Here is a 15,120-nt window from a genome sequence, read left to right on the forward strand (position 1 = left end):
TTGTTCTGATTTAAAATTTATGATGATAACCATTGTAAATCATTTCGAGGGCAACGAAAGTAATGGCGATACAGAAAATAATCCTCAAGGTTGCAGGGTTAATTTTTGTAAGCAATTTGGCACCGGTAAATGCACCGCCCAGTACACCCAGTACTACCGGGAACGCAATCCCCGGATCCATATAACCACGCTGCAGGTACACCACGGCGCTGGCTGCAGCGGTAACGCCAATCATAAAGTTACTGGTAGTGGTACTTACCTTAAATGGGATTTTCATTGCAGTATCCATGGCCAGTACTTTTAAAGCTCCTGAACCAATCCCCAACAAACCCGACATTACTCCGGCCACGGTCATGATTGAAAAACCTGCCCCGATGTTCTTAAGTTTATAATCAACTGTTCCGGTTTGAGTTGGATAACTGCTGTTGAGTTTAAGTACAGCCGAAAGATTGCTGCCTTCGGTTAAAGCTTCCTGGTTTTTCTTTCTTAAAGTCATGGCAGCAGAAAACAAAAGCACTGCTCCAAAAAGTATGGCGATGGTATTGGTTGGTGTATAAACTGCAATTAATGCGCCAATTACGGCACCTATGGTAGTGGCGATTTCTAAAAACATGCCCAGCCTGATATTGGTAATTCCTTCTTTAATGTAGGCACTGGCCGCACCTGATGAATTGGCTATCGAAGCCAGCAGCGCCGCACCTATGGCATAGCGGATATCAACATGGAAAACAAGGGTAAGCAATGGGATAACAACTACTCCGCCACCGAGTCCGGTTAGCGAGCCCACCAGGCCTGCAAGATAGGCCCCGAGTATTAAGATGAGCGTGAAAGTTAAAATTGACATGATTTAATATTTAATGATTGTTGTTCAAAATGGTGGTGGTAATTTCGCGGGCAGCATCGGCATCATGGTTATATATCGCATTAAACAATGCCTGGTGTAAATGATGGCTCATGGCGAAATGGGTAATGCCCGATGGCGCACGTTTGGCAAAAAAATCGCGGATAACTACGGTAAAACTTTCGTAAAGACTGGCCAGCACATGGTTGCCTGAAGCCCGTGCAATGGCTAAATGAAATTCGATATCAGCATTGGTACATGCTGTTCTCAAACCATTTTCAATGGCTACTTTTCTTTTTTCAAGGGCTTCGCTAATGGCATTTAAATCGGCATCACTTCTGTTTTGAGTAGCCAGACGAACAATTTCCTGCTCGAGTAAAGCCCTCACTTGGTTAATTTCTCCAAAATCAGAACTCCGTAAACGCTGTTCAAAAGGTTCGGCAGGAATAGGGTTAACTTTGGTTCCAAAACCTTGTTGTACGGTAAGGATGCCTGATAAGGTTAATGATTTAACGGCTTCCCTGATGGTAGATCGGCCAACGCCATACAATTCCATTAAGGCTGGCTCCGAAGGGATTTTTTCTCCCACCTTAAACCTGCCTTCTTTAATATCGCTTCTGATTTTAACAGCAATTTGCTCAAAAAGCCTGCTTTCCTGTTTCATTTTATTTTCAATTAATGATACAAACATACGATGTTATTTTTAAACATCTGATGTTTTGTGTCTGAGCAATCTCATTTTTGATTTGTCTGATCAGGTCCTTAATAAAGGGACTCATTTTGATACTTTATGATTTTTATTTAATTTGATGAACAGCTGCTTCATCAGGCACTTATTGTTGTTGTGTACATCTACCATAATTATCATGACTATCATCAAAAAAACTAGATCCATCTTTAAACGCTTTATTGAATTTCTTTCACCAACAGAAAAATCACCTGATATCGCAGGGAAGCTCATTGTTGCTTTTGTGGTGGTTTTTTTATCGGTAATGCATGTTTTTTATCTTTATCAGCACATTTCATCCGCGTATCTCATTGCCTACCTGCTGTTTTATATTGCCTGTGGCCTTATTCTTTCGATCTTAATCGTGTGGCTCTTAAAGCTGTTCCGATGCATTCCTTCTGTTTACCAGGTTGCCATTGTATTGGGTTACCTGGCGGCCTTCAACTTTTTTCATCTTCCTGAAACCTATGGCTGGTTACTGATTGCTGCGATGGTTCTTTTACCAGTATTGATTTTAACGGGGCTTTACCAATGGAAAAAAGGTAGTTTATTTCCGTTAAAAAATGCAAAACGTATTTTTTGGTTTGCCGCGTTGATCCTCTCTTCGGGGGCATTTGTATGGGGACTTGCTGTTTTTTTAGGGCAGGGAAACAGCCCGCAGGATGTAGAAAATTATAAAATGAAAGGTAATTTGCCTGTTGCCTTGAATCTGCCAGATCCATCGCTAAAGGGCACTTACAACCCTACTTTTCTGACCTATGGAAGCGGAAAGGATAAATGGCGGACAGAATTTGGAGATGGTGTAGGGATAAAAACAAAAAGTATTGATGGATCGCGGTTACTTAAATCATGGGCCGGTATTTCGGGAAAATTGAGAACGATGTATTTTGGTTTCGATCAAAAAGCTTTACCCATGAATGCGCTGGTTTGGTATCCAAAAGAAAAAAAAGGACCGCTGCCCCTCGTGATGATTATCCATGGAAATCATTTGGGCCAGCAAGCTTCCGACCCGGGTTATACCTTTTTAGGAGAATTGTTTGCCAGTCGTGGCTATATGGTGGTTTCGGTTGATGAAAATTTCCTTAACCTTTCGCTTACTGATCTGGGCGAATTTGGTGGAGGCCTGAAAAATGAAAACGCAGCAAGGGCCTGGTTGCTTTTAAAACACCTTGAACTGTTGCGCAATTGGAACAATACTGCCGGAAATATCTTTTATCAAAAAATAAATATGGATAAGATTGCCATCATCGGTCATTCCAGAGGTGGCGAAGCAGTAACCCATGCTGCAATGTTTAATAAACTTCACCATTATCCGGATGATGCGCGAGAAGTATTTAATTTTAATTTCAATATTGGTGCTGTTGTGGCCATTGCTCCTGTTGATGGTCAGTATAAGCCAGGAGGCACTTTAACGGTTGCGAAGGACATTAATTATTTTGTAATCCAGGGTGCACTCGATATGGATATGCAAACTTATGGCGGTTTAGCCACTATGAAAAGGATAGAATTCTCACCAAATTTTAATGGATTTAAGGCCGGCCTTTATTTGAGTGCGGCCAATCACGGTCAGTTTAATTCGGTATGGGGCAGAAGAGATGATACCGGGCCAGGCATTAACCGGTTTAATTTAAGGCAATTAATGACTGAACAGGAGCAGCAAAAAATATTAAGCGTGTTTGTCAGTTCTTTTTTAGAAACTACGATTAATGATCAACCTGATTATAAGCCGCTTTTTATGGATTCGCGCTTCGGTAGAAACTGGTTGCCCAAAAAGTTGTATATGAGCCAGTTTGAACCTGCCCAAAAAACAGTACTGGCCAATTTTGATGAAGATGTGGATGTTAATTCGGCAACTATTAACGGCGGCCGGTTTACCACGAGCGGGTTGCGCGAGTGGAAAGAGCAGCAGAATAAATTTTTGTGGGGATTGCAGGTTACAAAAGCCGTTTACCTGGGCTGGGACAGCATAAAACCAAAACATCAGCCTGCTTTCTTTTCCCTCAGCCTATCAGCCCCGATTTCATTATCCGGCAAAATGCTGAGCTTTTCATTGGCCCAGGGGAAAGAAAATGACGGAAAAGCTAAACCGATCAACTTCACAATTTTGCTGGAAGATGGTAAAAAACGGCAATTTTCTTTTCCACTTAGCAGCTGTAGTTACCTGCAGCCACAAATGGCCAAAAACCTGAGCAAGTTTAAGCTGCTCAACGATTATCCAAACTCGGAAGCAGTGCCCGACTTTTTCTATTTTGATGTGGCTAAAATTTTGGGAACCGGTACATCGTTTCAGCTTAACGATGTGCGTAAAATCAGGTTTGTATTTAATAAAACGGTTTCGGGTGATGTTATTATGGACGATCTTCTGATCATTAATAAACCATAACAATAACCGCTGTTGAATAAGATCTTCATTCTTATTCAACAGCAAGGTATGCTAACCGAAGTAGGTTTCCTTTAACATTAAAGACCAGGGTTTGTGAATCAGTTTTTCGTTAAATATTTCATCAAGCTGTATATCGTGTTCCGATCTCAGGGCTAAATGTGGTTCGAGATAGGAGAGCAGCAGTTCTGCAGGGATCCGTTCGGATAAACCAGGGTACATGCGTCTGAATAATCGGGTTTTATTCTCAATGTTCTGCATCCTGAACAGGATATTCCTGTTGTTCGCATCGGCCATCGCATTGCGCAGCAGATAAAAGTTAAATAACGAATCGAGCGAAGGATACCAGTTACAACCTTCTTCAAGCTCTTTCTTATCTATAATCAATACAACAGTATCTTCAATAGCTAAAAGATTAAAAGTATGGTCGGTAAAGCTAAAATCATCGCAGATGTAAATGCTTCCGGGTTTGCCCAACCATATATTAGCCTGTTCTGCATCCTTATTCAGCAAAAAGCCATTTACCAATCCATCTGCTATAATAATGATGCTGCCATTTGCGGCAGTACTGTTTGGCCTGAAAAGGGGTTTTCCTTTTTGGATGGTAAAAAAGGCGGTATGCCTGTACAGAAAACGAAGCGCTGCCCTGTCTTTTACCCGGTCTAATAAAGGAAGAAAAACCTTATAAAAATATTTAATATAAGCTACATCCATGTTAATTTAGTTAAGTGGTTTAGTATCATCATTATTTGGTTTATTGTTTGTTATTCGGTATTGTTAAGCCCCACATTTTCAAACCTCACATTAATGTACACGCTTTAAAAACGTTTTAGTTTTTTAGCCATGGCCATGATTATAAATATTATACTAACCCTTTCAGATTAGTTTTTACTAAGTTCTGTATCTAAATTTAATTTCCCTCTGATCTTGGTCAACCCTTATCTTGATCTTTCTCATTTTTAACCAAAACATCAGTTTTTCATCATTTTTAACGCTTTTATATCCGTTACGATAATATTGTTGCCTGCTTTTTTAACTAAGCCCTCTTTTGTAAAATCGCCCAGTACACGGCTTAATGTTTCGGTTGCAATACCTACCAAACAGGCCAGATCGTACCTGGGTAGAATAAATCTGCCATTATCATCGTCCTGCCCGGGTTGTGTAAGACTGATAATGGCATTTGCAATCCGCTTGCGTACCGAGTAATAAGCTATATTTAACAGTTTTTCGTCGCGGTTGTTTAGCGTTTGGGCAAGATCTTTTGCAAAAACTGCAAATATTTCAGGATAGTCAGTAATTAAGTGTTGCACATCGTTAAAAGGGATGGTTAATATCTCGGTACTATCTATCGCTTCGGCAATTTCTTTGTTTTCGGTACCTAATAATGTGCCCTGAAGTCCAAAATACTCGTGCGGGCCATAAATGCCTGTAATCAGTACATTCCCGGCGGTATCTGCCACATAAGTTTTTATCTTCCCCGACACAATATAATGGAGGCCAAGTGCACGTCTTTCTCCTTTGTAATAAAGCACCTGGTTTTTTTTAAAATGCCTGGGCAAACTTCCTTCAAACCGCGATCGTAACCACGATAAATCGTCTTTGGTGTTGTGTATATTTCTTAACTGGGTATGTTGTTTTAAAAATAATTCGTGTTGTAATCTTTTTTTTCTGAGCCTAACCTCAACCTGGTTAAGCAGTTCTCCATCATCAAAGGGGTTCATCAGGTAGCCATCGGCGCCAAGTTCCATTACCCTGCGGGCAAGGTCGTAATCTTTGTTATTCAATAGCATTATAAAATTTATTCCCGCGGTTTCCCTAAATTTATTAATAACCTGTAACAACCCGATCCCATCTATTTCATTAACATTTACTCCTGAAATGATAATGTCAACAGGTGTAGTCCTGATCATCTCTATCGCCTGCTTTCCACTGTTTGTTGATTTTACATCGTATTTTGCGATAGTAAGTATTTCTGTGATTTTTATCCTTAAATCAAAATCCTCGAGTACAATCAAGACTTTAGATCCCTCCATTTAAATTTTATGTTTAACCCTAAGGACAATCATTGTTATTTGAATAAGTAAAAAAGGCATTAAGGCTTATTCCCGGATACTGTTTTTATCTGATTAATATTTTTGCTGCAAGCCAGGCTGTTAACGCTCGAAAAGGAAGATGGATGATTGGGGATGATATAAGAAGCTGCAGAAATTGAAAGTAATTTATTTTGGTTGTGCGCAACTTTTGTAAAACAAAGCCCGACAAAATTGGCACCAATAGGTATGCGGTGATGTAATAGACTAAAAATTTTCATTTATGAATATGTAGTTAAAGCGATCAGCCGTTGCCAGTTTATTTGCAAATGGAGATCAGGAGCAAAAAACATCTTGATTAAAAAGGAGATCATATTGATTAGCCTATCAAAAAAACTACAGGTTTTTTTAACGCGGGATTGCAAGAAAAACATTTCCTTTAGGTTTTAATAGGGATTAATAGACAAATTTCCAATAAAAATGATGATAAATATGCATAAATAGATTGATAATTGTCAAATTATTTATTGATTATAGTTAAAAATACCCAAATTAAGCTGCCGCAGGTATTATTTAAGTGCTTTGCCTAAGTTGAAAATGCTGTTTACAGTAGTTAATTAGTGGTTTCTATAGCCTGATTAACTTTTCGCGCTGTTTTATATATTATGATACTTCTCTGCTCGGTTGGTGAATAATAAATATTAAAAGATGAGGTGCTGCCGATAAAAACAACAGGACTGTTTGCTTTTTCAGCGCAGGAGTTCTGAACGGCTCCTAAATTCATTGTGCTGTTTAAACAGTTTTGAATACAGTTGTCAATCCGGTTAACAACCATAAAAGTGGTTAATATACAGCAGGAGATAAAGAGGTGAATGGATAAATAGCTGAACTGGAACATCCTGATGTGAAAGAGGATAATCCACAAAACAAGTAAAAGGATCAATGAAACCCCAATCAGGAGCAACGATGTTCCGGTTTGTTCGGAACTGATGAGTGCAGGCAAAAAAGAAAATGGTAATATTCCGATCAGAAAAGCCAGGTTTCGGGCACGTTTTAACGTCGTAGTATCAAAAATCCATAAGTGCATGATAAAGCCAAGCGTAATGAAAAAAGGTAAAAAAATCAAAAAAACTGATGTTTCCCAATGATTGAGGCCCCTTTGAGACGATATCAGGTCGCTAATATCATCAAAGTTGAGGATTTCGACATTAAGACTGGTAAAAAAGTAATATTCACCAAATCCTGTAAGCAGCACAAGGTAAATGATTGTTAATATCAGGTATCTGAGAAACAATCCATAAATAGAGTCCATTTTAGCTGTCATTTTAAATTGATAAGCCAGTAAAATGTAACCCGTAAACAAAAACTGGGAACATAGGGATAGATTTAACTTCAAATTTGCTAAGCTATTGCCGGATTTCCCTTGATAGAAATTAAGGTGATTGGTGATTGTGATCAAAATGGCTCTTCACCAGATACTACCTATAAAACTCAGGTGATCTCAGATGCCTAAGGTGGTGATAAAAAATAAACATTACGCTATTTGATTTACCACTGAGTCACCTGAGAACATCTAAGCTATTCAAATAGTCGTTTTATGAATTGCACGCTATTTAACCATATAAGGAATATGAGAGCATGTAAGCTTATATACCCTTAAATGTCTTACATGGTAAAAAATGGCCTGGGTGCAATGAAGCCAATATCCATCTTAATACTCAGCGGGGTTAAATCGAGATAGATCTATTTGTTCCATTACAGATGTAAAATCGGTACAAGTAGCGTTTCGATCGAGATGACGATTTTTTTCGAGAGTATACCATTGGTATTAATTTGAGTTTAATTTATTTATCTTGTAATCAGTTTGTTATGTGTTTTTAATAAAATTATTAATCCTAATATTTGTATCGTACGAAAAACATCGTACCTTTAGGATATGAAAAGTATTCAAACTGATAATAATCTGCCCGAACCTACCAAAGCTGAACTTGAAATCCTTCAGGTACTATGGGAGTTTGGACCGAGTACTGTTCGGTTTGTAAACGATAAACTGAACGAAAAGAGGGAAGTAAACTATACTTCAACTTTAAAGCAGATGCAGATTTTAACGGAAAAAGGAATTTTAAAACGTGATGAGAGCCAAATGAAACACATTTATATTCCGGTAGAGGCAGAGGAGAAAACCAAAGTACAGTTGCTTGATCGTTTCGTAAATACGCTATACAAAGGATCTGCTTCGCAATTGATGATGCAGCTTTTGGGTAATGAGAAAACGTCAAAACAGGAAATAGAAGAGATTAAGCGGCTATTGGATAGCATGGAATAATTAATAACAACAGATTCTACAAAGAACCACAATTATGGAATTCAAATTAATTAACCTTTTGCCCGAAAACTGGCTTCATGCCCTGGGTGCCACCTTGTTCCACTCGTTATGGCTTGGGGTAATTTTAGCTTTGCTTGCCGGTTTGGTAATGTTTACCACCCGTAAGGCGAGCGCAGCATTACGTTATAATTTACTTACAGTATGTTTAGGGCTTTTTGTTATTGCAATCGGTTTTGCCTTTTATACAGAACTTCAAAAACCAGTATATCCTGCTCAATCGCAGGTAGTGCACCAAACGGGGATTAACCTGCCCAATGCAATAACCGATCAGCAGGTAGTTACTAATGTGCAGCAGGATATGTATTCAGTTATTAGCAAAGTACTTTCGTTATGGAATGCTTATGCCTATCAGATTGTTTTGGTGTGGTTCCTGATCATCTGTGGAAAAAGTATCCAGTTAATGGTTGGCTTAAACGGTGTGTATCATCTACGCAGGCATAAAACCTATGCTGCGGGTCAGAAATGGGACGAAAAATTAAATGAACTGGCTGCAAAATTAGGCTTAACACAGCAGGTTAAGCTGGTGCAGTCGGGCATTGCACAGGTGCCCATGGTAGTAGGGCATTTTAAGCCTTTAATCCTTATTCCAATAGGGTTAATCAATGGTTTGTCGAATGCCGAAGTAGAGGCTATCCTCTCACACGAACTGGCGCATATTAAACGTAAAGATTACCTGGTAAACGTATTACAGAGTTTTATCGAAATTGTATTCTTCTTTAACCCGGCGGTACTTTGGGTATCGCAATTAATAAAAACAGAGCGCGAACATTGTTGCGATGATTTGGCCATTGCCTGTGTTAACGATCGTAAAAACTATGTTCAGGCCCTTATCGTGTGCCAGGAGTTTAAGCAGCGTGCACCTGCTTACGCCATGGCGGTTACGGGCAGGAAAGGTAGCCTGCTGCACAGAGCAAGCAGGATGTTATTCAATACCAATTCAACTTTAAACAAAATGGAAAAAACAATATTAACCATCGCCCTGATATCGGTAGTGGTTTGCACTGCAGCCTTTAAAAGCGTAGGCAGTGCAAAAACAGTTACCAAAAAAGAAATAGCCAGTTCAATTGTGGCTTTACAGGATACCATCAGGAAAAATAAACCTGCAGAAAAAAAGTCAGGAGATCAACTGGAAAAAGAGATCAACGCAAAAATGGACCGCCAGTTGAAACAGCTGGATGAAAAACAAAAACAACAGGAAACGAAGGAAGATTTAAAAGCCAGGCAAGCCGATGAAAAAGCTTTAAGGGGTGATGCAAAAAAAGCAAGGGAAGATGCAAGGGTGAGAGAAGAGGATGCCAAAGCAAGGATTGCAGATGAAAAGCTTAGAAAGGAAGACGAGAGGTTTGCAAAAGAAGATGCTAAATTAGCTGCTGAAGATGCAAAATGGGCTAAGGAGGATGAGAAATGGGCAAAAGCAGATGAGAAATGGGCTCAGGATGATAAAAATAGTCAAAATCATCAGGTACCTAGACCACCTCGTCCGCCACGCCCCGCCAGAGCGCCAAGGGCACCTAAAGCACCGCAGGTATCAGGAGCTGCAGTAGCTGTACCTGCCACGCCGGCAACTCCACCCACACCTCCAACTCCTCCGGTTTATAATGAAAGTACGAGCACAAAAACGGGTTCGCAGCGAACAGTTACTTCAAAAACGGTAACCAATGGCGATGGACATGATTATACCAGCGAAATCAATCAGGAGCTGATGAAAGATGGTATAATCAGCAGTACCAACAAACTTTCTTATAAGCTTAACAAAGATGAATTGATTGTAAACGGTATAAAACAAAATGCTGATGTTCAGCAAAAATATAAAAAGAGGTTTTTAAAGAATGATGGCCACTCTTTGATGTATAATTTCCTGGTCGAAAATAATAAAAACTAAAATCTAAAAGCGCTAATCCAACCCCACATCATGAAATTTAAACTGATGGCTTTTTTAGCCGTATGGATGAATATTGCCTTTACTTTTGCCCAGGTTCAAACACCTGCATCCAGAATTTATGGTCGTGTATTGGATGCCGAAGGAAAAAGTATCGAATTTGCTACGGCAGCCCTGCTTAAAGATTCGGTTTTGCTTAAAACAACCTTCACTGAGAAAGATGGTGTATTCAGTTTCGATAAACTGGCGTATGGGAAGTACCTCATTAAAATATCAGTGGTTGGGTCGCCGATATACAAAACAGATACCCTGGTTGTAGATGCCAGCCATACGGTTATGGCTTTATCCGATATTAAAATCAGTACCGGAGGAACCAATTTGAAAGAGGTAAATGTTTCAGGGCAGAAAGCTTTTGTAGAACGAAAGATAGACCGAACGGTAGTAAATGTTGATGCCCTGATTTCCAATGCCGGAACAACTCCTTTGGATGTATTAAGTAAATCGCCGGGGGTGAATGTAGATCAGAACGGCGCAATTTCGCTGAAGGGCAAAAGTGGAGTGGCTATTTTTATTGATGATAAACCAACTTACTTATCGGGATCTGATCTCGAAAATTACCTGCGGTCGTTGCCCTCTTCATCGCTTGATCAGATCGAACTGATGACCAATCCGCCTGCCAAATACGATGCCGCAGGAAACGGTGGGGTAATCAACATCAAAACAAAGAAAACGAAATCTGCGGGTTTTAACGGAGGGATTAACTTAAGCCTCAACCAGGGAGAACTTAGCCGATCGAACAATAGTTTTAATTTTAACTACCGTAAGGATAAAATTAATGTTTTCGGCAATTTAAGTTACAACCTAAACAACAGTTTTACCGACCTTGATCTGAACCGGAAATATAAGAACAACGATGGTAGTGCCAAATCCTACTTTAATCAAAACTCTTATTTCCGCAGGCATGGCAATACGTTTAATTTAAAAACGGGGCTCGATTATTATGTTTCTGATAAAACTACCTGGGGTGTTGTGTTTACCGGCATGAACCGGATTTCTAAACAGGTAAATAACAATACCAGCAATTTATCAAACGCATCGATGCAGCTCGATTCGGTAATCAGGGCCGAAAACATCGACCAGATTAAATACCAGAATGCCGGAGTAAACTTAAATTACAGGCATAATTTAAACAAACAGGAAGGGAGCTAACCTTTGATGCAGATTACCTGCTTTACCGTAACCAGACTGATCAGACTTATTACAATTTCAGTTATCTGCCCTCCGGAACTTTGAAATACCAGGACATTTTAACGGGTAATTTGCCTTCGAATATCGATATCTATACCGCTAAAATTGATTATTCGCATCCGCTTGAAAATAAATGGAAAATTGATGCAGGTGCTAAAACAGCTTATACTAAAACCAATAATATTGCTGATTATTTTAATACCGCAGGAGGAAAAACGAGTGCAGATTACGAAAAAAGCAATCACTTTTTGTATGAGGAAAATATCAATGCCGCGTACCTGAACATGAGCAGGGAAGGGAAGAGGTTTTCGCTTCAGGTTGGTTTGAGGTACGAAAATACGGTGTCAAACGGTCACCAGTTAGGGAACCTGATTAAACCCGATTCGAGCTTTAAAAGAACATATAACAGCCTGTTTCCAACAGTTTATTTCACTTATAAACTTGATACTGCCGGACATAATGAGTTAGGTTTAAACTATGGACGCAGGATTGATCGGCCATATTATCAGGACCTTAACCCGTTTTTTTCTCCATTGGATAAGTTCACCTATTATGTTGGAAATCCTTTTTTAAAGCCATCATTTACACAAAGCATCGAGTTATCACATACTTTTGAGAGTAAAATTACCACCACTTTCGGTTACAGCTGGGTGAAAGATGAAGTAAATGAAACCATCGAAATTGTAGATGGAACATATTATAGCAGGCCGGCCAATGTGGGTAAAACCAGGGTAGCAAGTGTTTCAGTAAATGCGGATATCGATTTTACAAAGTGGCTTAAACTTAACGCTTATGTGGAGTATGCAAAAATAGTTTCGAAAACAGATTTTTACACAGGTTTTTTGGTTACCAATGGCAGCTATTTAAGGGCCAACCCGAATTTGCAGTTTAAAATCAGTCCAACGTGGAATGCAGAAGTAAACATGCGTTACCAGAGTAAATTATCTAATGTGCAGTTTCTATTGGGCGAGGTACACGAATTTGGTGCAGCAGTACAGAAAAAACTGTCGGCAAAAAGCACCTTAAAATTAACTGCGAATGATATTTTCAGAACCAGGGTATTCAACGGTGTTATCAATAACCTTGCAGCAACAGAGGCAAACTGGGTTAACAGGCAAGATTCGCGATCGGTTGTGTTGAGTTACAGTTACCGTTTTGGTAAGGCCTTTTCTACGCCATCCAAGCATGAATCTTCTGGTGCAGATGCAGAAAAAAACAGGGTAAAAAATTAATACGTTGGTCGGGGTTTGTAATCCCGATCTCTTTATTGTTCTTAGCATCCCCAATGCTATTGACTTAGGTTTTTTTAACCACAGATTCACACAGATAAACACGGATTTTATCTGTGTGCATCCTTTTTATCTGTGGTTAAATTATGTTTATCGGGGGTTATTGGCTTAACTTAATAGCATTGTAAGTATCTCGCTAAGACCTTCGTTTTTTACCACTGATTCACGGAAAACACGGAGGAACTTTTGCTTACTTGCAGTTTCCTAATAATGATAAAGTCCTCCAAAGAGGGGCGTCATCTCGACTGTAGCGAAGCGGAACGCCCGCCTGCTCCGGGCAGGAGAGATCTATCTCGAGTGGAGTTTTCGCGGCAGATTTCTCCACTTCGTTACACTACGGTCGAAATGACGTATTGAGGGAAGTTTAGTTTGTAATGACATGCATGATAATCAGCATGCTTTTTGCTCTTATTGGTCTTAGCGTCTCGCTAGGACCTTCGTTTTTTGACAAGGAGACTCCGAAAATACGGAGGAGCTTTTGCTTACTTGCAGTTTCCTAATAATGATAAAATCCTCCAAAGAGGGGCGTCATCTCGACTGAAGCGTAGCGGAACGGAGAGATCTATCTCGAGTGGAATTTTCGCGGCAGATTTCTCCACTTCGTTGCACTCCGCTCGAAATGACGTATGAGGGAAGTTTAGTTTGTAATGACATGCATGATAATCAGCATATTTTTTGCCCTTATTTGCCTTAGCGTCTCGCTAAGACATTCGTTTTTTGCCACTGATTCACGGAAAACACGAAGGAACTTTTGCTTACTTGCAGTTTCTTAATAATGATAAAGTCCTCCAAAGGGGGTTGTCATCTCGACTGAAGCGTAGCGGAACGCCCGCCTGCTTCGGGCAGGGAGAGATCTATCTCGAGTGGATTTTGTTCGCGGCAGATTTCTCCACTTCGTTGCACTCCGCTCAAAATGACTGTATTTTTTGGGGGTAAGTATTAATTTCTTTGTCGACCATATCGATCTTTATACAATGAATTATCCCTCGAAATGACGATGAGTTTAAACAAACTGGTTCAATACCAACACCCCAACAAGCCCTAATACAGAAACCAGGCTTTCCATCATGGTCCAGGTGCGGAAAGTTTCTTTTAGGCTGAGATTAAAATATTCTTTAAACATCCAGAAACCAGTATCGTTTACGTGCGAAAACATTAAACTTCCAGCGCCTACCGATAAAACCATTAACTCTGGCGGTGCGCCCGGGCCAATAAGTGGTAATACCATGCCCGATGCAGTTAAAGCTGCAACCGTAGCTGAACCTAAGGTTATACGCAATGATGCAGTAATCAACCAGGCCAGCAATAATGGCGATAAATTTAAACCTCCGGTAAGTTGTTTAACGGTTTCGCCCATACCACTATCAATCAAGATCTGTTTAAATGCACCACCAGCTGCAATAATCAAAATAATCATGGCGATACTTTTAACACCTTCTGCACAAGATTCCATGGCTTTGGAAATACTTGTTTTTTGAACAGCTAGCGCAATGGCGACTGAAATTAAAAGTGCTGCCGTAGGATCGGACAGAAATACGAATAAAGCTTTGCCGGTATAATCCATTTTAAAAGTGCTTCCTACTGTTCCGGCAATGATCAAAAATACAGGTAAAAGTGCTGTAATAAAACTTCGCGAGGCTGAAGGCAGATGTTCTTCCTCATCAATTTTGAAATCCTGAAGCGCAGCAGATTGATCACGTTTAATAATTAACCTTGGGAAATAAATTCCTGCAATAATAGCAATCGGAATGCTTAGGGTTAATCCATAAATTAACGTTTTACCAATATCAGCATGGAAAATGCCTGCCAAAGCTACCGGACCCGGGTGAGGCGGTAAAAAGCCATGTGTTACCGAAAGTGCGGTAGCCATCGGGATACCAATATAAAGTTTCGAAATGCCTGTGGTGGCCGAAATGGCAAATACCAAAGGGATCAAAACCACAAAACCTGCATTATAAAATAGGGGTATACCCACCAGTAAACCGGTTAATAACACGGCCCATTGGATATTCTTTTTACCAAAAGCCCTGATCAGGATAAAAACAATCTTTTTTGCCGAACCACTGTCTTCAATCAGCTTGCCCATCATGGCACCGAGTGCTAAAACCATCACCATACTACCCAGTGTACTGCCAATCCCGTTGCTGATCGAAGTCATTACTTTTGTAGCAGGCATTCCCAGTAATAAACCGGTTATAATGGCTACGGCAATTAAGGCAATCATCGGGTTGATCTTTTTCAAAATCAAGATAAAAAGCAGCAGGATACCGAAAAGTAGGATAAGTAATGACATTTGGTTAGGGATTAGGTAGATGTTTTTTTACAGCAGATGCACACAGA

The 15,120-nt window shown here is 39.8% G+C and carries 11 protein-coding genes; 5 read left to right on the top strand and 6 right to left on the bottom strand.

Annotation, left to right across the window (positions count from 1 at the left end):
- Window positions 1–10: 10 nt before the first annotated feature.
- Together DRW42_RS05635 and DRW42_RS05640 are read right to left on the bottom strand one after the other, a co-directional pair.
- Window positions 11–844 carry a sulfite exporter TauE/SafE family protein gene (locus tag DRW42_RS05635; RefSeq protein ID WP_113947860.1) on the bottom strand — a complete coding sequence of 278 codons (834 nt, stop codon included), beginning with the start codon at window positions 842–844 and terminating at the stop codon, window positions 11–13.
- Window positions 845–854: 10 nt separating this feature from the next.
- Window positions 855–1,532: a FadR/GntR family transcriptional regulator gene (locus DRW42_RS05640; RefSeq protein WP_244215200.1), complete on the bottom strand. Its 678-nt coding sequence runs from the start codon at window positions 1,530–1,532 to the stop codon at window positions 855–857.
- Window positions 1,533–1,707: 175 nt separating this feature from the next.
- Here DRW42_RS05640 and DRW42_RS05645 point away from each other — a divergent pair, with 175 nt between their 5' ends.
- Complete coding sequence (locus tag DRW42_RS05645; RefSeq protein WP_158544282.1) at window positions 1,708–3,951, top strand: poly(ethylene terephthalate) hydrolase family protein; 2,244 nt, start codon at window positions 1,708–1,710, stop codon at window positions 3,949–3,951.
- 51 nt (window positions 3,952–4,002) lie between these two features.
- On the opposite strand, the gene DRW42_RS05650 is transcribed toward DRW42_RS05645, so the two are convergent.
- From DRW42_RS05650 to DRW42_RS05665, 3 genes are all read right to left on the bottom strand, one after another.
- Window positions 4,003–4,662, bottom strand: a complete 660-nt coding sequence (locus DRW42_RS05650) for a cyclic nucleotide-binding domain-containing protein (protein WP_113947862.1) — start codon at window positions 4,660–4,662, stop codon at window positions 4,003–4,005.
- 257 nt (window positions 4,663–4,919) lie between these two features.
- Window positions 4,920–5,981 carry a response regulator gene (locus DRW42_RS05655; protein WP_113947863.1) on the bottom strand — a complete coding sequence of 354 codons (1,062 nt, stop codon included), beginning with the start codon at window positions 5,979–5,981 and terminating at the stop codon, window positions 4,920–4,922.
- 610 nt (window positions 5,982–6,591) lie between these two features.
- Window positions 6,592–7,290, bottom strand: a complete 699-nt coding sequence (locus DRW42_RS05665) for a hypothetical protein (protein ID WP_147243671.1) — start codon at window positions 7,288–7,290, stop codon at window positions 6,592–6,594.
- A gap of 624 nt (window positions 7,291–7,914) precedes the next feature.
- Between DRW42_RS05665 and DRW42_RS05670 the strand changes: the two genes are divergently transcribed.
- Genes DRW42_RS05670 through DRW42_RS05685 form a run of 4 tightly spaced genes read left to right on the top strand, consistent with a single transcriptional unit; the run spans window position 7,915 to window position 12,723 of the window.
- Window positions 7,915–8,304: a BlaI/MecI/CopY family transcriptional regulator gene (locus DRW42_RS05670; RefSeq protein ID WP_113947866.1), complete on the top strand. Its 390-nt coding sequence runs from the start codon at window positions 7,915–7,917 to the stop codon at window positions 8,302–8,304.
- Between the two features lie 34 nt (window positions 8,305–8,338).
- A complete protein-coding gene (locus DRW42_RS05675) occupies window positions 8,339–10,246 on the top strand; it encodes a M56 family metallopeptidase (RefSeq protein ID WP_113947867.1) in 1,908 nt (635 codons plus the stop codon).
- Window positions 10,247–10,276: 30 nt separating this feature from the next.
- Window positions 10,277–11,452, top strand: coding sequence for a carboxypeptidase-like regulatory domain-containing protein (locus DRW42_RS05680; protein ID WP_113947868.1), 1,176 nt, complete (start codon window positions 10,277–10,279; stop codon window positions 11,450–11,452).
- A gap of 17 nt (window positions 11,453–11,469) precedes the next feature.
- The gene (locus DRW42_RS05685; RefSeq protein ID WP_113947869.1) at window positions 11,470–12,723 is read left to right on the top strand and encodes an outer membrane beta-barrel family protein; all 1,254 of its coding nucleotides are present in this window, start codon (window positions 11,470–11,472) and stop codon (window positions 12,721–12,723) included.
- A gap of 1,060 nt (window positions 12,724–13,783) precedes the next feature.
- Here DRW42_RS05685 and DRW42_RS05690 read toward each other — a convergent pair.
- The gene (locus tag DRW42_RS05690; RefSeq protein ID WP_113947870.1) at window positions 13,784–15,073 is read right to left on the bottom strand and encodes a gluconate:H+ symporter; all 1,290 of its coding nucleotides are present in this window, start codon (window positions 15,071–15,073) and stop codon (window positions 13,784–13,786) included.
- Window positions 15,074–15,120: the final 47 nt, after the last annotated feature.

It is taken from the genome of Pedobacter miscanthi (assembly GCF_003315595.1).
Taxonomy (GTDB): Bacteria; Bacteroidota; Bacteroidia; order Sphingobacteriales; family Sphingobacteriaceae; genus Pedobacter; species Pedobacter miscanthi.